The sequence below is a fragment of the Ruegeria sp. CDSB136 genome, from assembly GCF_059610965.1.
The window spans coordinates 167,535-184,381 of the sequence record NZ_JBXWOP010000006.1; the positions used below are offsets into that span (position 1 = coordinate 167,535).

The 16,847-nt window shown below is 59.0% G+C and carries 22 protein-coding genes; 12 read left to right on the forward strand and 10 right to left on the reverse strand.

All coding sequences use genetic code 11. The features are described from left to right. The first annotated feature begins 52 nt into the window (after positions 1-52). Together AC2FIR_RS08780 and AC2FIR_RS08785 are read left to right on the forward strand one after the other, a co-directional pair. On the forward strand, positions 53-403 hold the full coding sequence (locus AC2FIR_RS08780; RefSeq protein WP_496746477.1) for a hypothetical protein: 351 nt from the start codon (positions 53-55) through the stop codon (positions 401-403). Positions 404-443: 40 nt separating this feature from the next. After that, complete coding sequence (locus AC2FIR_RS08785; RefSeq protein ID WP_496746479.1) at positions 444-917, forward strand: copper chaperone PCu(A)C; 474 nt, start codon at positions 444-446, stop codon at positions 915-917. Between the two features lie 96 nt (positions 918-1,013). Here the strand turns inward: AC2FIR_RS08785 and AC2FIR_RS08790 are convergent, their stop codons facing one another. Together AC2FIR_RS08790 and AC2FIR_RS08795 are read right to left on the reverse strand one after the other, a co-directional pair. Beyond that, entirely contained in the window at positions 1,014-1,622 is a 609-nt protein-coding gene (locus AC2FIR_RS08790) for an HdeD family acid-resistance protein (protein WP_480491640.1), read from the reverse strand. A 61-nt stretch (positions 1,623-1,683) separates the two neighbouring features. Then, entirely contained in the window at positions 1,684-2,379 is a 696-nt protein-coding gene (locus tag AC2FIR_RS08795; protein WP_496746556.1) for an NAD-dependent deacylase, read from the reverse strand. Positions 2,380-2,407: 28 nt separating this feature from the next. Between AC2FIR_RS08795 and AC2FIR_RS08800 the strand changes: the two genes are divergently transcribed. Further along, complete coding sequence (locus AC2FIR_RS08800) at positions 2,408-2,851, forward strand: low molecular weight protein-tyrosine-phosphatase (RefSeq protein WP_480491642.1); 444 nt, start codon at positions 2,408-2,410, stop codon at positions 2,849-2,851. Here AC2FIR_RS08800 and AC2FIR_RS08805 read toward each other — a convergent pair. Further along, positions 2,848-3,798, reverse strand: a complete 951-nt coding sequence (locus AC2FIR_RS08805) for a LysR family transcriptional regulator (protein WP_170614711.1) — start codon at positions 3,796-3,798, stop codon at positions 2,848-2,850. The genes AC2FIR_RS08800 and AC2FIR_RS08805 overlap by 4 nt on opposite strands. Before the next feature lie 65 nt (positions 3,799-3,863). Further along, positions 3,864-4,175, reverse strand: a complete 312-nt coding sequence (locus tag AC2FIR_RS08810) for a hypothetical protein (RefSeq protein ID WP_170614710.1) — start codon at positions 4,173-4,175, stop codon at positions 3,864-3,866. 520 nt (positions 4,176-4,695) lie between these two features. On the opposite strand from AC2FIR_RS08810, the gene lepA reads away from it, so the two are divergent. Beyond that, positions 4,696-6,495 carry a translation elongation factor 4 gene (gene lepA, locus AC2FIR_RS08815; RefSeq protein ID WP_170614709.1) on the forward strand — a complete coding sequence of 600 codons (1,800 nt, stop codon included), beginning with the start codon at positions 4,696-4,698 and terminating at the stop codon, positions 6,493-6,495. 77 nt (positions 6,496-6,572) lie between these two features. Here lepA and AC2FIR_RS08820 read toward each other — a convergent pair whose 3' ends face one another. Then, positions 6,573-7,337: a hypothetical protein gene (locus AC2FIR_RS08820; protein ID WP_496746483.1), complete on the reverse strand. Its 765-nt coding sequence runs from the start codon at positions 7,335-7,337 to the stop codon at positions 6,573-6,575. A 420-nt stretch (positions 7,338-7,757) separates the two neighbouring features. On the opposite strand from AC2FIR_RS08820, the gene AC2FIR_RS08825 reads away from it, so the two are divergent. Then, a complete protein-coding gene (locus AC2FIR_RS08825) occupies positions 7,758-8,243 on the forward strand; it encodes a hypothetical protein (RefSeq protein WP_480491646.1) in 486 nt (161 codons plus the stop codon). Between the two features lie 168 nt (positions 8,244-8,411). Further along, positions 8,412-8,864, forward strand: a complete 453-nt coding sequence (locus AC2FIR_RS08830) for a hypothetical protein (RefSeq protein WP_170614705.1) — start codon at positions 8,412-8,414, stop codon at positions 8,862-8,864. A gap of 221 nt (positions 8,865-9,085) precedes the next feature. Here the strand turns inward: AC2FIR_RS08830 and AC2FIR_RS08835 are convergent, their stop codons facing one another. The 3 genes from AC2FIR_RS08835 to AC2FIR_RS08845 form a co-directional block, all read right to left on the reverse strand. Continuing rightward, positions 9,086-9,367 (reverse strand): type II toxin-antitoxin system Phd/YefM family antitoxin, encoded by a 282-nt coding sequence (locus AC2FIR_RS08835; RefSeq protein ID WP_496746485.1) that lies wholly within the window; start codon positions 9,365-9,367, stop codon positions 9,086-9,088. A gap of 442 nt (positions 9,368-9,809) precedes the next feature. Continuing rightward, complete coding sequence (locus tag AC2FIR_RS08840) at positions 9,810-10,019, reverse strand: hypothetical protein (protein ID WP_170807946.1); 210 nt, start codon at positions 10,017-10,019, stop codon at positions 9,810-9,812. Between the two features lie 244 nt (positions 10,020-10,263). Continuing rightward, the gene (locus tag AC2FIR_RS08845) at positions 10,264-10,605 is read right to left on the reverse strand and encodes an ArsR/SmtB family transcription factor (RefSeq protein WP_170614702.1); all 342 of its coding nucleotides are present in this window, start codon (positions 10,603-10,605) and stop codon (positions 10,264-10,266) included. Between the two features lie 367 nt (positions 10,606-10,972). Between AC2FIR_RS08845 and AC2FIR_RS08850 the strand changes: the two genes are divergently transcribed. The 6 genes from AC2FIR_RS08850 (at position 10,973) to AC2FIR_RS08875 (ending at position 14,851) form a co-directional block, all read left to right on the forward strand. Further along, positions 10,973-11,605, forward strand: a complete 633-nt coding sequence (locus tag AC2FIR_RS08850; RefSeq protein WP_480491648.1) for an ATP-dependent Clp protease proteolytic subunit — start codon at positions 10,973-10,975, stop codon at positions 11,603-11,605. 133 nt (positions 11,606-11,738) lie between these two features. Further along, positions 11,739-13,007, forward strand: coding sequence for an ATP-dependent Clp protease ATP-binding subunit ClpX (gene clpX, locus AC2FIR_RS08855; RefSeq protein WP_170614700.1), 1,269 nt, complete (start codon positions 11,739-11,741; stop codon positions 13,005-13,007). Positions 13,008-13,207: 200 nt separating this feature from the next. Next, positions 13,208-13,567, forward strand: a complete 360-nt coding sequence (locus AC2FIR_RS08860) for a RidA family protein (RefSeq protein ID WP_496762143.1) — start codon at positions 13,208-13,210, stop codon at positions 13,565-13,567. Between the two features lie 79 nt (positions 13,568-13,646). Continuing rightward, entirely contained in the window at positions 13,647-14,030 is a 384-nt protein-coding gene (locus AC2FIR_RS08865) for an NADH:ubiquinone oxidoreductase subunit NDUFA12 (RefSeq protein WP_170680842.1), read from the forward strand. A gap of 12 nt (positions 14,031-14,042) precedes the next feature. Then, entirely contained in the window at positions 14,043-14,495 is a 453-nt protein-coding gene (mlaD, locus tag AC2FIR_RS08870) for an outer membrane lipid asymmetry maintenance protein MlaD (protein WP_170614697.1), read from the forward strand. Then, positions 14,492-14,851 (forward strand): DUF2155 domain-containing protein, encoded by a 360-nt coding sequence (locus AC2FIR_RS08875; protein ID WP_496746489.1) that lies wholly within the window; start codon positions 14,492-14,494, stop codon positions 14,849-14,851. Before mlaD ends, AC2FIR_RS08875 begins: the two co-directional genes overlap by 4 nt. On the opposite strand, the gene aat is transcribed toward AC2FIR_RS08875, so the two are convergent. Both aat and accC read right to left on the reverse strand, forming a co-directional pair. Then, on the reverse strand, positions 14,815-15,447 hold the full coding sequence (gene aat / locus AC2FIR_RS08880) for a leucyl/phenylalanyl-tRNA--protein transferase (RefSeq protein ID WP_496746491.1): 633 nt from the start codon (positions 15,445-15,447) through the stop codon (positions 14,815-14,817). The genes AC2FIR_RS08875 and aat overlap by 37 nt on opposite strands. Before the next feature lie 48 nt (positions 15,448-15,495). Beyond that, the gene (gene accC / locus AC2FIR_RS08885) at positions 15,496-16,845 is read right to left on the reverse strand and encodes an acetyl-CoA carboxylase biotin carboxylase subunit (protein ID WP_496762146.1); all 1,350 of its coding nucleotides are present in this window, start codon (positions 16,843-16,845) and stop codon (positions 15,496-15,498) included. Between the last annotated feature and the right edge of the window lie 2 nt (positions 16,846-16,847).

Genomic DNA, 16,847 nt, shown 5'->3' on the forward strand with positions numbered 1-16,847 from the left:
CAGGCGAATGCCCTTGTGACGCGCGCGAAAGCGAGCGTATATCGCGGATAAGATGAGATCCGTATTCAAGCAAAATCTGGCTCTGGCCATTTCCCTGCTCGTCATTCTGACCGGGCAGGGGGTGGCTGTATCGCGGGGGATGGACCGCGCCGTTGGTCAGATGGTGCTGTGCACCGGAACCGGCCCGGTTGTCGTCTACATGGACGAAGACGGCCAGCCCATCAAAGCCCCGCATTACTGCCCTGACTACGCCCTGAGCCTTCTGGGGGCGTTGGCGGCGGCGCAACCCGAGTTGCCTGCTGCTCCGCGCCTTTCGCAACCGGCCCCATTGCCGTTGGCCGAAAACCTCGTCGCCCGGACGCTGCCGCGCAAACCGGCCCGCGCGCCTCCTTTTCTGATCTGATTCCAAGCCAGTTTTCAGATCCAATCAAAGGAGAGGCACAATGTCCTTCAAATCCACCCTGTTCGCCACCATCGCCACCGCAGCCATGGCCACTACTGCATTTGCTCAGGATCTGATCCTGGTCGAAGATGCCTATGCCAGATCCTCGGGCAAATCGGCCAAGGCGGGCGCAGCTTTCATGATGATCCGGAATGACAGCGGTCAGGATGACCGCCTGGTCGGTGTGACGTCGGATGTGGCGGCACGGGTCGAGCTTCATACCCACGAGGTAGACGAAAACGGCGTCGCCAAGATGATGCATGTCGAGGAAGGCTTTGCCATCCCCGCGGGCGAGGTCCACATGCTGAAACGCGGCGGCGATCACGTGATGTTCATGGGCCTGAAGCAGCCGTTCGAACAGGGTGCAACCGTTCCTGTCACCCTGATTTTCGAACAGGCCGGTGAAGTCACGGTCGAGGTCCCGGTCGATCTCGAGCGTCAGGATCAGGGCGGCCACGGCTCGCATTCCAACTGAACCAACGCCCGTCTTCAGGCCGCTCTGCGGCCGTCATCCATGCGTCAGGCCGGGTTTAGCCCGGCCTGTTGCCCTTTGGCGGTCCGGGTATTTTTGCTATCTGTTGACGACACGCATGTCGATCCGGTCATGGGCCCGTTTGAACCGGGCCGTCAGCCAGAACATTACGGCGGCAAATGCCAGCGCAGAAAACGCGATTGCCCATCCCAGCGCAACCAACCCGCTGCCGGGCCAGAACATCAGAACCAAACCGATCAGAATGGCGATGATTCCGGAATTGCGCAGGGTCGGCCCTGCCGGGTCCATCTGGTGCATCTGTCGCCACGTCATGACGGATCCGATCCCGACAATCAACGCCCAGGCCCCAAGCAGGAAGAAGGCAAGCCGGGCGGTCCCTTCGGGCCATATCAGCAGGATAAGGCCAATCAGCACGGCGCCGATGCCGAACCCGCCAATCAACCCGCGCCGCCCGAACCCCAGCAACGTCAGCCCGCCATCGAGAATCAGCAACAGACCGACCAGTTGCAACAGAACCGTAATGCTGCCGGCCGGCCAGAACAGGGCCGCAAGCCCAAGTGCGGCGGCCATCAGCCCACGCAGCAGAAATGTCCACCAAAGATTGGCGAGCTTGTCACCAAGCGCGTCCCGACCTGTAAATGTGCCGTCTTCCAGAACTTCACCGCTCCGGGTCTGATGTTCCTCCATCGGGGTCTCCTGTCTTCGGGTCTTATTCCAATACGCGTGAACCCGATTGTAACGGATGGCATCAGGTCCGATCCAGCAGCCGATCCACCCACCCGGGCACGATCTGTGTGGCCGGGCCAAATACCGTCTCATCAAAATGGGACGCTCCGGAGGACGGTTCAAGGTTCAGCTCGATCGTCCGCGCCCCGGCGGCTTGCGCCTCGTGCACAAAAGCCGCCGCAGGATAGACCTGACCCGATGTGCCGATGGCGGCAAAGATCGCGGCGTCGGCCAGATGATCATAGATGTCGTCCATGAAATAGGGCATCTCGCCAAACCAGACGACACCGGGGCGGGCGGTTGGATGGTCACAGGCGGGACAACGTTCGCCCACTACCATTTTCGTCGGGGCCTGCCAGCGATGGTTGCAGGCCGAGCACAATGCGCCGGCCAGAGTGCCATGCATATGGATGACCCCTTTGGCACCGCCCGCCTCATGCAAGCCGTCAACATTCTGGGTCACGATGACCACGTCTCCGCGCCAATCCCGCTGCAGCCGTGCCAAGGCTTCATGCGCCGCGTTTGGCTGCACCTGCGCGGCCTGTTTTCTGCGGGCATTGTAGAACCCGTGGACCAGCGCGGGATCGCGGGCAAAACCTTCGGGCGTGGCCACATCTTCGATGCGGTGCTGCGCCCATAGTCCGCCTTCATCGCGAAACGTGCTCAACCCGCTTTCGGCTGAAATTCCGGCTCCGGTCAGAATGACGATCTTTCCCATGTCTCCTCCGCGCGCTAAACCTTGGCTCATGACCCACCGTATCCTGTTTGTCTGTCTCGGCAATATCTGCCGCTCACCCGCGGCCGAGGGCGTGTTCCGCGCCCGTGCCCCGCAACACGAAACCGACAGCGCCGGCACCATGGGCTGGCACATCGGCACTCCGCCCTATGGCCCGATGCAGACCGCTGCCCGCGCCCTGGGCATCGACCTGAGCGACCTGCGCGCGCGGCAGTTCCTGGCGGCCGATTTCAACCGGTTCGACCTGATCATCGGTATGGACGCCAGCAACATCGAAGATATCGAGGCCTTGCGGCCACCGGGGAACCAAACCCCTGTCCGCCTGCTGACCGACTTCGCGCCCCAGACCGGGGCCGACCATGTGCCCGATCCGTACTATACCCGTGATTTTGACGGTGCGCTTGACCTGATTGAAGCGGCGGTCGAAGGGCTGGACGCCCATCTGAGGGCTTAGCCGATCACCTTCAGCCGGTCGCTGAGCCACGGCACCTGCTCGATCGCGGGGTCAAGGATATGGCTCCGCATCAGCCTTTGAATCATGCCCGCAATCTCGCGCGGAACCTCGTCGGGCCAGTCCGTGCGGGTGAACAGTGAGATGGTGCGCGAAAACTCTCCGAACGGGGCCGGATAGACTTCAAGCCCGTCATGAAACCGCGCCGCCCGCATATAGCCCAGCGGTGTGGTGATCGCCCAGCCCAAGCCCCGCGCCACCATCGCCATCAGCGCCAGATGCGAGCCGATCTCGAACCGTTCCTCGAACTCGACCTGCTGCCGCGCCAACTGGCTCTCGATCTGGCGGCTGATCAACTGTTCGCGGGCATACCGCAGGAACGGCAAGTCCCGCAGCGCGGCCTCCACACCTCCGGCGCCTTTTGGGGCCACCAGTATGAACGGATCGCGGACCAGAGGGTACTCGACCACGCCCTCCAGCACCTCGCCGCTATGGGCCGAGACCGCCAGATGCAGCCGCTGGTCCTCAAGCGCCTGAAACAGGTCAAGGCTGGACAGCGTGATCAGCTTGAATTTCGACCGGGTCAGGCTGTCGGCCAGCAACGTTGCCAGCCGTGGGGTCAGTTCGTTGTCGAAATCGTCGATCAGACCGATGGACAGCGTGGCCAGATGCCCCAGGTCCATTACGGAAAGCTCGCTCTGCGCCATCTGCAATTCGGCCAGCACGGCTCTGGTCCGGGCCAGAAAGCTGCGCCCGGCCTGCGTCAGCCGCATCGGTCGCCGCCCATGATCCACAAGCTCGGCCCCCAGCGCGTTTTCCAGATTGCGCAACTGCTGGCTGACCGACGGCTGGCTTAGCCCGGTGATCTCGGCCGCCTGCGCCACCGATCCCGTCCGCGCCAGCGCCTCGAACACTTCGAGGCCGCGCAAGCTCAGCCCTTTCATAACCATGCAAAATCCTCTCGCTGCGCCTTTTCTGAGGGGCAGCGGGCGTCAGGTCAAGGATTGCGTCCGGCTTAGCTGCAGATCGCCTGCGCCATCTGGCCGAAGTTCTGATACCGATCCCACAGCGCGTCATCGCGCGCAGTTTTCGACATCTTCAACTCCTGCGCCTTGTGTGGGTCGGTAAACCACTTGGCGACGGTCTTCTGGTCGCTGCGCGTCAATGCCTGATTGGCCACATGCTGAATGCAGCTGCACCGATCCCGCGTCGCCGCCGCCCGGTCGGACGCCAGACATGCCTGTTTGATCTTGGCCGCATACGAAGGGGCCGGAGCCACCGCCGTCAGCGACGCCGCACAGAATGCGATTAAGAGGAACTGTTTCATACTCGAGCCTCGTTTTTATTGCCTGCCCGGAGAGATCTGACGCCCCTCTCGGTCTGCGGCGGAGTATGAATTAATCGGGGGTTCGGATCAATCATGCGTTGCGAAAAAGTGATTACTGGGGTCAACCCCGCCACACCCGTAGGCCGGGCTTCAGCCCGGCACCGGTCAAGGCAGGAACGCCAACCACTCTTGAACAGCTTCAATTGACCCTTCGATTGTCTGGAATACTCGGCAGTATGCACTGGCCCCGGCGACCGGAATGTTCCATCGGATAACCCCTTCTTCGGCAGGATCAGTTCTGCGCGCACCAGACCTGCAGGTCTTCCAATCCAACCTTCAGCATCGTCCCTCAGGCAAGACACGATTGCCGACGCAGGTGACGGCAGTTTCACTGCAACCCACCGCAGAGCACAGTATTGTCGGCATTCGTTTGCCAAGCTCCAATTCTTTCTTGGCTCAGGTTCCGATTGCAGTCGTTCTCCACCTTGACCGCCTTAAAAAACCCGCTAATACGCGGAACATGACAGACCTCGCTCATATCCGCAATTTCTCCATCGTCGCGCATATCGACCATGGCAAATCCACCCTTGCCGACCGGCTCATCCAGGAGACCGGAACGGTGCAGGATCGCGACATGAAGGAACAGTTGCTCGACAGCATGGATATCGAGCGCGAGCGGGGCATCACCATCAAGGCCAACACGGTCCGCATCGACTATACCGCCGACAACGGCGAGCAATACGTGTTGAACCTGATCGACACCCCCGGCCACGTCGACTTCGCCTATGAGGTCTCGCGGTCCATGCGTGCGGTCGAGGGGTCGCTGCTGGTCGTGGACTCGACCCAGGGGGTCGAGGCGCAGACGCTGGCCAACGTCTATCAGGCCATCGACGCCGATCATGAGATCGTGCCGGTGCTGAACAAGATCGACCTGCCCGCGTCCGACTGTGACCGCGTGGCCGAACAGATCGAGGACGTGATCGGCATCGACGCGACCGACGCCATTCAGGTCAGCGCCAAGACCGGGCAGGGCATCCACGAGACGCTGGAAGCCATCGTGCGTCAGTTGCCCGCGCCGAAGGGCACTCTGGACGCGCCGCTCAAGGCGATGCTGGTCGACTCGTGGTACGACGCCTATCTGGGTGTGATCGTTCTGGTCCGCATCATGGACGGCACGTTGAAAAAGGGTATGCGGGTCAAGTTCATGTCGAACGGCACCCTGCACCATGTCGACCGCGTCGGCGTGTTCAGGCCCGAAATGCAGATGATCGACAGCCTTGGCCCCGGCGAGATTGGCTTTCTCACCGCCTCCATCAAGCAGGTCCGCGACACCCGCGTCGGTGACACCATCACCAATGACCGCAATGGCACCGAGGTTGCCCTGCCGGGCTTCAAACCCGCGCAGCCGGTGGTCTTCTGCGGCCTCTTTCCTGTGGACTCGGCCGAATTCGAGGACCTGCGCGACGCGATCGACAAACTGGCCCTGAACGATGCCAGTTTCAGCTTTGAAATGGAAACCTCGGCCGCGCTGGGCTTTGGCTTCCGCTGCGGCTTCCTGGGCCTCTTGCACCTCGAGGTCATCCGCGACCGCATCGAACGCGAATATGATATCGATCTCATCACCACCGCGCCGTCGGTGATCTACCACGTCTTCATGAAAGACGGTGAGATGATCGAGCTGCACAACCCCGCCGACATGCCCGACTTGTCCAAGGTCGACCACCTGGAAGAACCGCGCATCAAGGCGACCATTCTGGTGCCCGACGAATACCTCGGCGACGTGCTGAAACTCTGCCAGGACCGCCGTGGCATCCAGATGGACCTGACCTATGCGGGCAGCCGCGCCATGGTCGTCTATGACCTGCCGCTGAACGAGGTCGTCTTTGACTTCTACGACCGCCTGAAATCGGTGACCAAGGGCTATGCCAGCTTCGACTACCAGATGACCGGCTATCGTGAGGATGCACTGGTCAAGATGTCGATCCTCGTGAACGACGAACCGGTCGATGCGCTGTCGACCATGGTTCACCGCGACCGGGCCGAGATGCGGGGCCGGGCGATGTGCGAAAAGCTCAAGGACCTGATCCCGCGCCACATGTTCAAAATCCCGATCCAGGCCGCCATCGGAGGCAAGGTCATCGCCCGCGAGACCCTCTCGGCGCTGCGCAAGGACGTGACCGCCAAATGCTACGGAGGCGACGCCACGCGGAAACGCAAACTGCTGGACAAGCAGAAGGCTGGTAAGAAGAAGATGCGCCAGTTCGGGAAGGTCGATATCCCGCAGGAGGCGTTTATTTCTGCGCTCAAGATGGATAGCTAAGGCTGTCCATTTCGAATTCCAATATTGGTGGTAATGCAATAGCCGTTTTCAAAATTGGGCATACGCTGTCACTGCGACTATTTGCTTTGGTATGACAGAGTGACGTTTCGCAAGTTTACTTGCTCCACAATTTCATTTGCTTTTCTTACAATAGTAATTGGTTCAGGGGAGTAACTCTCTAGGATGGCGCAAAGGGAAGACTCTGCAGCCTTTATTAACTCTTGCGCACGTTTTTTTAGTAGCCATCGTGCATCTTCGTAGTGGCCCTTCACATCGAGAAAACCATCAGGCAGGTCGATACTTTCTCCAGTCTGATGTATGTCGTGCAAAACCGAAACCATTGATAAGAAATCTAAATCTTTGTTGCTCGCGTTCCAGCTGTGCACAGTGTTGCCACGATCTAGTATCTCTTTTCGAAGAACTCCTTCTGTGCGGTGAAGTTCCTCTTTCAGCCAGTTTGGTTGATCTAGGTTCAATGTCTGACAGGCTGTTTTTGATGTATTAAAGTATAGCTTAATCTTTTCTTTGTATTTGTAACAAAGGTTTTGGAATAGGAACCAGTTCAGCTCAAGATGTTTAACCCTCGATACTCTAGTACTATTCCATGGATCCCTAGAGATCATGTGGTAAGTTGTTTGCATGTCTTCAATGACACCACCCAATTGGACTAGTGCGCTAACACTTGACGCAGCTTGATCCGCCATAATCTCTGCGATTTCACGGGTAGTAGACCCAATGTTTGAATCGACAACTTTTCGTTTTTCGGACGAAATTAGTTTCGTCGTTTCCAGTGAGAGATCCTTGTAGGGTTGGAATTCATTTAAGTCGATCATCGCGGCCAATTTATTGAGCCTTATCTAAATGTTTTTTAGTCCAAAAGGCTGCTTTCTGTATTTACTACAGTTGTTTGCATGTTCGCGCCTTCGGATCAACCCACCCGCCCGGTGGCACCGCCGGGCCGCGCCGACCCGCCCCCGTCAAACCGAAGGTTTGCCTTCGGCAAAACGGGCGGCGCGTTTGCGCCCCGGGGCACGCCCGTTCGCGGCTGAATTCGTCCACTGGACGAATTCCGGGACGCCGCTCACCCTCTCGGGCCAACCGCTGCTCTCAGTTCCACCGACCACCCGCTGCGCCATACGCGCGATTAATACCCAACCATCTGATCAGAATGTGGTATTGTCTCTCCGGGGGACCGCGTTCAGGTGGACGCATTTCTTGTCCGGAAACTTGCAACGCCCAGGCCTCAGAAACGAGAGGGTATAATGCAAAAGTTCTTTCAGACGACCGCAATCTCTGTGCTCGCCATCGGGCTGTTCGCCGCCTCGGCATCCGCGGAAACCTATGATTCCGCGGGCAAGGGGATGGGTATGAATGCCAACGAAGTCTACGGCATTTCTGACGGCCACGCGGTGGTGAAAACGCAGACAAATTACGACAGTTTCGAGGTCCCGTCCGGCCATCCGCTGGAAGGGGCGACAGGGGCCTGCTTTGGCGCTTTGCTGATCAATGCGGGCGCGGCCTCGGGCACTGGCAACTGCGTGTTCGACACCGCGTCAGGGGACAAGGCGGTGCTGAGCTGGGTCGCCAAGGGCCTCGGCGCGGATGGCGCACTGACCGGAGACTGGACCGTGTCGGGTGGCACTGGCGGATGGGGAACCGCTTCGGGGAGCGGCACGTTTTCATCGCTGACCGACTCGGAAACCAAGACATTCGTGAACACGATAACCGGCAGTATCACGATGAACTGACTTAACAGTTTAAAGCCATGGTATCGGGCGCGCGGGCAGGGGTTCGCGCGCCCAATCCGCGTGGGCGTTGCCTGAACGTTGGATGAACCGATCATGAAGTTTCCCTTAGGTAAGTTGCAACCCGCTTTCGCCCTCCCAATCTGTTTGGCAGAGAGAAGGAGAGAGCCCATGACCAGATACATGACCGCCGGAGCCGCTGCTCTGGCCACCACACTCGCCCTTGGAACCGCCGCGCTGGCAGATGCCACACCGGATCTGCGCGGCACCTGGGCCGGCAGCTACACCACGGTTTCCCCCTCGCGCACCGCCACCGGTGACGTGCCGCGCTTTAACAATGCCGAATGGGTGCTGCATATCGAAAAGCAGCAGGACAACGTGTTCTGGGGACCCAGCAAATGGCGGCGTGCGGCCAGCGAGGACTGGACTTTCTATGACGCCACCGGCTCGGTCAGTCTGGACGGGTCGGGCAAGATCGGCATCGTTGAAAGCTCGGCCGATCCGACGATTGGCGTGAATGCCCTGATCGATGCCCGCTATGAGGATGGCAAGATCTATGCGGATTTCCGTAGCCTGCGGAACGGAACGACCTACAGCACTGTTCTGGAACGTCAGGTGAACTGAAGTGTTTCCGGCCCGGTCGGGCTGTAGGGGGTACTGGCTGTCGTTGGCAGCGCGTAATAGGTAATCCCGCCCGGGCCGGAACGCTTCTCAAAAACGGAACCAGCGTCTCCACCAGGAGGGGACAGGCCGGGCGGCAAGCTCGCCGCCCGCGACAGGGTCCAGACCGCCCCGCGCAAGAATGCGGCGTTCCTCGGCGCGGGTCATCTGGATTTCGCGAACCTTCAGCGCGGCCCCGCGCGCGGTGACATAGGTGCCGTCCGGCCCCGGTTCCATCCCCGGAATGTTCCGCCCCCGGACCACATTCCGCGGATGCCGCTCAGAAGGTGTTTCCACCCGATCTTGTCATTGTCCTGCAGGTGCCAGATTCGGCTGGCCTCGGTGATCGAGATCAACGCAGCCAGCGGTTTGCCGTGGCGGGTCCGGATGATCACCTCGCGGGGATCCTGGGCACGGGTGACCAGATCACCCAGATGGGCGCGGGCGTGGGAAATGGTGCAGCGCATCGGCGAATCTCCGTATGTACGATTCGAAAGATCGCGGGTTCGATGAATGTACAAACCCTGCAATTTCGGCCTAGAGCACCGCGCAGGGTCTTCGCACCTGCAGAAATAGCCCAAAATCGGGCCGCTGTTTCATGTCCGGACTTATCCACCCGCAACCCCGCGCGGCATCGCGGATTTCAGAGTTGTCCACAACTCTTTCCCGGTGGATACCAACAGGTTATCCCCGTCTAATTTTCATGCTGCAGTGCTATTTTCTTGTCGGTTGAGGGTGTGAATGTAACAGTCTGATCACCGCAGCGGTTCTTAGGAACCCAAGCGGGACGCAAGGGCCAAGGGGGCCGCGGTGATGAAGGCGGATCTTAGGATTTAGTTTTGATCACAATGGCTTACCGGTGGCGGATCGGTGAGTTGGGCTTTATGTCCGGATCAGATGATCAGCCTCTCAGACGGTTCGTGCGTGCTGCGCCGCGACACTGAGCGTGACGTAGCAGCTTTGGTCCTTTCGGGGGCCGGGCAACTGGATCGAGATGTCTTTCGGGACGGATCGGACCGGCAAGGCGTCAGGGGTGTCCGCAAGGATACATGCAAAGACCGCGTCTGCGCACCTGACGCCTTTTCCTTTTTCGAACCCCGGGTTCATACAGGCTGCCACTACTCACCTGCCAACGAGAGCGGGGTTCTTTTGCTTGAGCAAAAGAACCCCGCATTTGTGTCAGGATATGCAATGCCGCGTCTATGCACCTGTGGGCAACATCCTACATGACCTTTTTGAGGTGCGCAACTATATATGGGGTGCGCTGCTGCCGTCGACGCAATATGCGGAGGACCTTCGGCGGTTGTTCAGTATGTGACCATTGAGTTATTCGGTCTGCCCGTTGTCCGTAGTGGAACAGTTGTCAGGCGTGTTTCCCAGCGCAGAACAGCTCGTAAACCACTTCCAGTATCCGGCGCGGGCGATCATCTGCCAGGCGGTAATAAATGGCTTTGCCTTCCCGGCGGGGCGTCACAAGGCCTTCCAACCGCAAACGGGAAAGTTGTTGCGATACAGCGGCCTGACGGGCAGACAGCAACGTCTCCAGCTCGGTCACAGATTTCTCTCCCGACACCAGATGGCACAGGATCATGAGGCGACCCTCGTGACTGATAGCTTTTAGAAAGTTGGACGCTTCTGTGGCGCTGGTCACCATACGGTCTAGGTCTTCAGGGTTCATGTCCTGTGCGAGCTGAGGCAGTGCCATTGTTCCGATCCTTCTTGGCCCGATAAAGGGGCAGGTGTTCTTGGCCCGATAAAGGGGCAGGTGTTAACCAATTACAGACGCTCAATATGGGCTGTGTAGATACAGTTATTGATCATGCATCACAATATGCACGCATCAAAATACCGTGATGAAAGACATAAGCCACCGAAGCCAAACCGCATTTCGATGATTTTCCGGACACCGATCCAAACCGCGGGCGCCCTCAAATGCCACTCGACAATTCCAAAAGCAAGAATACCTGACCGATGTCAGCCGACCCCTTGCGGCCCCTCTGTGCCGATACTAAGACTCATGTAACTTTTCTTCGGGTAGTGTCCCGATCCATAGCAAAGCAGGCAGGTTCCGAATGTTCGATCCCGTAGATACATATATGAACACTCTTGTCCCGATGGTCGTCGAACAGACCAGCCGGGGCGAGCGCGCATACGACATCTTCTCGCGCCTCCTGAAAGAGCGGATCATTTTCATCAACGGTCCGATACACGATGGCATGAGCCACCTGATCGTGGCGCAGCTGCTGCATCTTGAGGCGGAAAACCCGAACAAGGAAATCTCGATCTACATCAACTCTCCCGGCGGCGTCGTCACCAGCGGTTTGTCGATTTACGACACAATGCAGTACATCAAGCCGAAATGTTCGACATTGGTGATCGGTCAGGCGGCCTCGATGGGTTCTGTTCTGCTGGCTGGGGGTGAGAAAGGCATGCGCTTTTCGCTGCCCAACAGCCGGATTATGGTGCATCAGCCCAGCGGCGGTTACCAGGGTCAGGCCAGCGACATCATGATCCATGCGGCCGAGACGCAAAAGCTCAAGGATCGCCTGTATGATATCTACGTGCGTCATACCGGACAGACCAAAAAGGCGGTTGAAAAAGCGCTGGATCGTGACAATTTCATGAGCCCGGAAGAAGCCATGGACTGGGGCCATATCGACGAGATCGTCGAAAACCGCGCCAAGATGGGCGGAGAAGAGGCCTGAGTTCAAAACCTCGCGCACACTGCGCGAGGTGCGATTTTGAGATTGTAGCGGCCCCGGCGCTGGCCTAAGCTGCGTCAAAAGGCGGCAAGCGCGGCTCGAGGGGGTCGCTGGGATGGAGCCCGAAAGGTAAAACATGGCGACGAATTCAGGCGGTGACGGCAAGAACACGCTCTACTGCAGTTTCTGCGGCAAGAGCCAGCATGAGGTGCGCAAACTGATTGCCGGCCCGACCGTGTTCATTTGCGACGAATGCGTCGAGCTGTGCATGGATATCATTCGCGAGGAAACCAAGGCCAGTGGCCTGAAGTCTTCGGATGGCGTGCCAACGCCCAAGGATATCTGTGAGGTGCTGGACGATTATGTCATCGGTCAGGCCACTGCCAAACGGGTTCTGTCGGTTGCCGTGCACAACCACTACAAACGGCTGAACCATGCCCAGAAGGCGGGCAATGATATCGAACTGGCGAAATCGAACATCCTGCTTATCGGCCCCACCGGTTGCGGCAAGACCCTGCTGGCGCAAACGCTGGCACGGATTCTGGATGTGCCATTTACCATGGCGGATGCGACGACGCTGACCGAGGCCGGATATGTGGGTGAGGATGTCGAAAACATCATCCTCAAGCTGCTTCAGGCCAGCGAATACAACGTCGAGCGTGCGCAGCGCGGCATTGTCTATATCGACGAAGTCGACAAGATCACGCGCAAGTCTGAAAACCCATCGATCACCCGCGATGTCTCGGGCGAGGGCGTCCAGCAAGCGCTGCTGAAACTGATGGAAGGCACCGTGGCCAGTGTTCCGCCGCAAGGTGGTCGCAAGCATCCGCAGCAGGAGTTCCTGCAGGTGGATACCACGAATATCCTGTTCATCTGCGGTGGTGCGTTTGCCGGGCTCGACAAGATCATCGCGCAGCGCGGCAAGGGTTCGGCCATGGGTTTCGGCGCAGACGTCCGCGAGAATGACGAGCGCGGTGTCGGCGAGATTTTCAAGGATCTTGAGCCGGAAGACCTGCTGAAATTCGGCCTGATCCCGGAATTTGTCGGCCGTCTGCCGGTTCTGGCCACGCTGGAAGATCTGGATGAGGACGCGTTGGTTACCATCCTAACCAAGCCCAAGAACGCCTTGGTCAAGCAATATCAGCGTCTGTTCGAGCTGGAAGATGCCGAACTGGCCTTTACCGATGACGCATTGCAGGCAATCGCCAAGAAGGCCATCGAACGCAAGACCGGCGCGCGTGGTTTGCGCTCGATCCTCGAAGACATCCTGCTGGATACCATGTTCGACCTGCCGGGGATGAAAAACGTGACCGAAGTGGTGGTCAACGAAGAGGCCGTGATGTCAGACGCTCAGCCTCTGTTCATCTATGCCGATGCCGGACAGGAATCCGCCTCTGCGGGTTGATCGGACGCGGTTTCAAAAAATCGGTTGGTTTCGGCCTTTCGAGGGGGGCGCTGCCCCCATCGCGGCGGGCCGCGATTCCCCCGGGATATTTTTAGCCAGATGAATAAAGGATCCCGTGTTCACCTGGCCGCAAATATCCCGGAGCGCGAGGCGGAGCCTCGCAAAATCACCCCCGGATGAACCTTCTTAAGGAGAGCAGTGTGATCAAGCGTATTTCCTCGGGCGGCGAGTTTGAGGCCAAGGTCGGGTATTGCCGCGCGGTTGTGGCCGGTGGGTTTGTTCATGTCGCGGGCACGGTCGGGCAGGGCGATACGGTGGCCGAACAATGCCGGTCCGCGTTGGGTATCATCGAAAAGGCACTGGCCGAGGCCGGAGCGGGTTTCGCCGACGTGGTTCGGGTCACCTATATGCTGCCGGACCGGATGGAATTTGCGCCGTGCTGGCCAATCCTGGCCGAAACATTCGGAGAGCACACTCCGGCCGCGACGATGATCGAGTGTGGCCTGATCGACCCCAAATACAGGATCGAAATAGAAGTAACCGCGGTTTTGCCGGAATGACGCAGTTGCGTTGCGTGGTACTGGACCTTGCCCGGCCTTTGGTCCATACCTTCCTTGACTTAAATGCCGGAGGCAACCGATGGGAATCCTGAACACTCTATTGCGGGCGGTGACCTGGTGGAATGGGGCGACCCTGAACACACGGATTTTCACCTCGCGCAATGGCATCAAGGTTGGCGAAGACAACGAAGGCAATGTTTTTTACCGCAATGCCGATGACAGCAAGCGCTGGGTCATCTTCAATGGCGAGGTCGAGGCCAGCCGGGTCGATCCGGATTGGCACGGTTGGCTGCACCGTACCTGGGATGAGCCGCCCACCGACAAGCCGCTTGCGCACAAATCCTGGGAAAAACCGCATCAGGAAAACCTGACGGGAACAGCTTTGGCATACATGCCTGCTGGATCGTTGCGCCGGGCCGAACCGGTCGAGCGATCCGACTATGAGGCCTGGAGCCCGGAATAGGCGAGGCGAGCGATGTCTACCCATAACATGACCGAAGTCTTGGTCGGCGGCGTTGTATTGGCATGCGCCGTCGCATTTGGCGTTTATGCCAGCCAATCCACCGGCCTGTCGCAAAACCGCACAGGCTATGAACTGGGCGCATCCTTCCGATCCCTGGAAGGTGTGGGGGTCGGAACAGACGTGCGACTGGCGGGGGTGAAGATCGGGACTGTAACCGGTGTTGAACTGAACGCCGATACCTATCGTGCCGATACAACCTTCACGATTGCGGATGGCGTCCTGGTGCCGGATGACAGTGCCATCGTGATCTCTTCCGAGGGGTTGCTCGGCGGGAACTTTGTTGAAGTCATGCCCGGCGGTTCGCCCTTCTTTTTTGAACCGGGAGACGTGGTCGAGGATACGCAGGGTGCCGTCAGCCTGATCTCACTGCTGGTCAAATTTGTGGCCGGAGACGGCAGCGAATGATGCGCGCCGCGCTTTTGGCGCTTGTCCTGTCCGCAACCGGCGCAATGGCCCAGCAAAAAGTGGCGTCGGGGCCGGGTGCCATGCTGCGTGGTCTGGACAAGGTCAGTGGCCAGACCGTTGATGTCGAGTTGAAAAGCGGCGAGACACAGACCATCTTTGGGCTGGATGTCGCTTTGGGCGATTGCAGGTATCCGATTGAAAACCCCACCGGCGATGCGTTTGCCTTCCTGACAATCTGGGAACAGGGCAAGACCGAGCAATTGTTTGACGGCTGGATGATTGCAACCTCGCCCGCGCTGAACGCGCTGGACCATTCCCGTTATGACGTTTGGGTAATCCGCTGTATGACCCCCTGAGGGGTTTGAGAGATTTCGGCGGAAAAATGAGCGCTGGCATTGACCGCCCTTTCCAGAGCCTGCTGGTAGCGCGCGCGCGGGATTTCAATAGCGCCAAGCGAGGCTAGATGCGCTGTCAGAAACTGCGTGTCGAACAATTGAAACCCGGTCTGACTTAATCGGTCCACCAAATAGGCAAGGGCGATCTTCGACGCATCGGTATGGTACGAAAACATGCTTTCGCCAAAAAACGCGGCACCGAGGGCCACGCCATAGACGCCTCCGACCAATCTGTCTTGGGCGAATACTTCCAGCGAATGGGCATGGCCCGAGCGATGAAGCTGCAGATATAGATCGCGCAGTTCGGCGTTTATCCAGGTGTCCGCGCGGTCTGCGCAGCCATCGACAACGCCGGCGAAGTCACGATCGATTGAAACCGAGTAGTCCGCGTTTCGTATGCGACGGGCCAGGCTTCGGGAAATGTGAAACCCATCCAGCGGAAACACTCCGCGCAGTTTGGGATCAACCCAGAACAGTTCAGCCGCGTCGCGGTGCTCGGCCATCGGAAAGATTCCGATGGAATACCCGTGCAGCAGAAGTTCAGGAGACAGGCTCATGATTTATGGCCGGGAATTGGGTGGGTGTGACCACCCAATGCCGCTGTCTTACTGGGCCATGTTTTGCGCAAGCCAACGCTCCAGCCAGTGAATGTTGTAGTCACCGCTGTGAATGTCGGATTCCTGCAAAAGCGCGTGGAACAGGGGAACCGTGGTGTCGATACCGTCGACGATCAGTTCACCCAGCGCGCGTTCCAGCCGCGCCAGCGCTTCGGTCCGATCACGGCCCTGCACGATCAGCTTGGCAATCAGTGAGTCGTAATAGGGCGGGATCGAATACCCGTCGTAAAGCGCCGAATCCATCCGGACGCCCAGTCCGCCCGGCGCGTGGTACGCTGTGATCTTGCCCGGGCAGGGCGAGAAGTTGGGCAGTTTTTCAGCGTTGATCCGAACTTCGATGGCGTGGCCGTTGATTTCCAGATCGTCCTGACCGAAGGACATCGGCTCACCTGCGGCGACGCGGATTTGCTCGCGCACCAGATCGACGCCAAAGATACCTTCGGTGACGGGATGTTCTACCTGCAGGCGGGTGTTCATCTCGATGAAATAGAACTCGCCTTTCTCATAGAGAAACTCGATTGTCCCGGCGCCGATGTAGTTAATCTTGGCCACCGCATCCGCGCATACCTTGCCGATCTTTGCGCGTTCTTCCGGGGTGATGCAGGGGCCGGGGGCCTCTTCAAACACCTTCTGGTGGCGACGCTGCAGCGAACAATCGCGCTCGCCCAGATGTACGGCCTTGCCTTTGCCATCGCCGAACACCTGAATCTCGATGTGGCGCGGCGTGGTCAGGTATTTCTCGATATAGACCTCGTCGTTGCCAAAGGCGGCCTTGCCCTCGGCGCGCGCGGTCATGAATGCGCTTTCCATCTCGTCGGCATTCATCGCGACTTTCATGCCGCGGCCGCCGCCACCGGCGGTGGCCTTGATGATGACGGGATAGCCGAATTCCTTGCCGATCTGCTTGGCTGTGGCCAGATCAGGCACTCCGCCATCCGATCCCGGAACGCAGGGCACGCCCAGGGCTTTCATCGTATCCTTGGCGGTGATCTTGTCGCCCATGATGCGGATATGTTCTGCAGTGGGGCCGATGAAGGTAATGCCGTGGTCCTCGACGATCTGCACGAACTCGGCATTCTCGGACAGGAAGCCATAGCCGGGGTGAATGGCCTGCGCTCCGGTGATTTCACAGGCCGATATGATCGCAGGCATCGACAGGTAGCTTTGCGGGCTGGGCGGAGGGCCGATACACACCGATTCGTCCGCCATACGCACATGCATGGCGTCGCTGTCAGCGGTAGAATGCACGGCGACCGTCTTAATCCCCATCTCGCGCGCGGCACGGATCACGCGCAGGGCGATCTCGCCTCGGTTGGCAATCAGGATCTTGTCGAACATGG

What these genes read in the sequence shown, in the direction of transcription:
- lepA (WP_170614709.1), top strand. Translation starts at nt 4,696, where the DNA reads ATGACAGACCTCGCTCATATCCGCAATTTCTCCATCGTCGCGCATATC.
- aat (WP_496746491.1), bottom strand. Translation starts at nt 15,447, where the DNA reads ATGAGCCTGTCTCCTGAACTTCTGCTGCACGGGTATTCCATCGGAATC.
- AC2FIR_RS08830 (WP_170614705.1), top strand. Translation starts at nt 8,412, where the DNA reads ATGACCAGATACATGACCGCCGGAGCCGCTGCTCTGGCCACCACACTC.
- AC2FIR_RS08780 (WP_496746477.1), top strand. Translation starts at nt 53, where the DNA reads ATGAGATCCGTATTCAAGCAAAATCTGGCTCTGGCCATTTCCCTGCTC.
- AC2FIR_RS08790 (WP_480491640.1), bottom strand. Translation starts at nt 1,622, where the DNA reads ATGGAGGAACATCAGACCCGGAGCGGTGAAGTTCTGGAAGACGGCACA.
- clpX (WP_170614700.1), top strand. Translation starts at nt 11,739, where the DNA reads ATGGCGACGAATTCAGGCGGTGACGGCAAGAACACGCTCTACTGCAGT.
- AC2FIR_RS08835 (WP_496746485.1), bottom strand. Translation starts at nt 9,367, where the DNA reads ATGCGCTGCACCATTTCCCACGCCCGCGCCCATCTGGGTGATCTGGTC.
- AC2FIR_RS08810 (WP_170614710.1), bottom strand. Translation starts at nt 4,175, where the DNA reads ATGAAACAGTTCCTCTTAATCGCATTCTGTGCGGCGTCGCTGACGGCG.
- AC2FIR_RS08785 (WP_496746479.1), top strand. Translation starts at nt 444, where the DNA reads ATGTCCTTCAAATCCACCCTGTTCGCCACCATCGCCACCGCAGCCATG.
- AC2FIR_RS08850 (WP_480491648.1), top strand. Translation starts at nt 10,973, where the DNA reads ATGTTCGATCCCGTAGATACATATATGAACACTCTTGTCCCGATGGTC.
- AC2FIR_RS08845 (WP_170614702.1), bottom strand. Translation starts at nt 10,605, where the DNA reads ATGGCACTGCCTCAGCTCGCACAGGACATGAACCCTGAAGACCTAGAC.
- AC2FIR_RS08825 (WP_480491646.1), top strand. Translation starts at nt 7,758, where the DNA reads ATGCAAAAGTTCTTTCAGACGACCGCAATCTCTGTGCTCGCCATCGGG.
- AC2FIR_RS08800 (WP_480491642.1), top strand. Translation starts at nt 2,408, where the DNA reads ATGACCCACCGTATCCTGTTTGTCTGTCTCGGCAATATCTGCCGCTCA.
- AC2FIR_RS08805 (WP_170614711.1), bottom strand. Translation starts at nt 3,798, where the DNA reads ATGGTTATGAAAGGGCTGAGCTTGCGCGGCCTCGAAGTGTTCGAGGCG.
- AC2FIR_RS08875 (WP_496746489.1), top strand. Translation starts at nt 14,492, where the DNA reads ATGATGCGCGCCGCGCTTTTGGCGCTTGTCCTGTCCGCAACCGGCGCA.
- accC (WP_496762146.1), bottom strand. Translation starts at nt 16,845, where the DNA reads ATGTTCGACAAGATCCTGATTGCCAACCGAGGCGAGATCGCCCTGCGC.
- mlaD (WP_170614697.1), top strand. Translation starts at nt 14,043, where the DNA reads ATGTCTACCCATAACATGACCGAAGTCTTGGTCGGCGGCGTTGTATTG.
- AC2FIR_RS08865 (WP_170680842.1), top strand. Translation starts at nt 13,647, where the DNA reads ATGGGAATCCTGAACACTCTATTGCGGGCGGTGACCTGGTGGAATGGG.
- AC2FIR_RS08795 (WP_496746556.1), bottom strand. Translation starts at nt 2,379, where the DNA reads ATGGGAAAGATCGTCATTCTGACCGGAGCCGGAATTTCAGCCGAAAGC.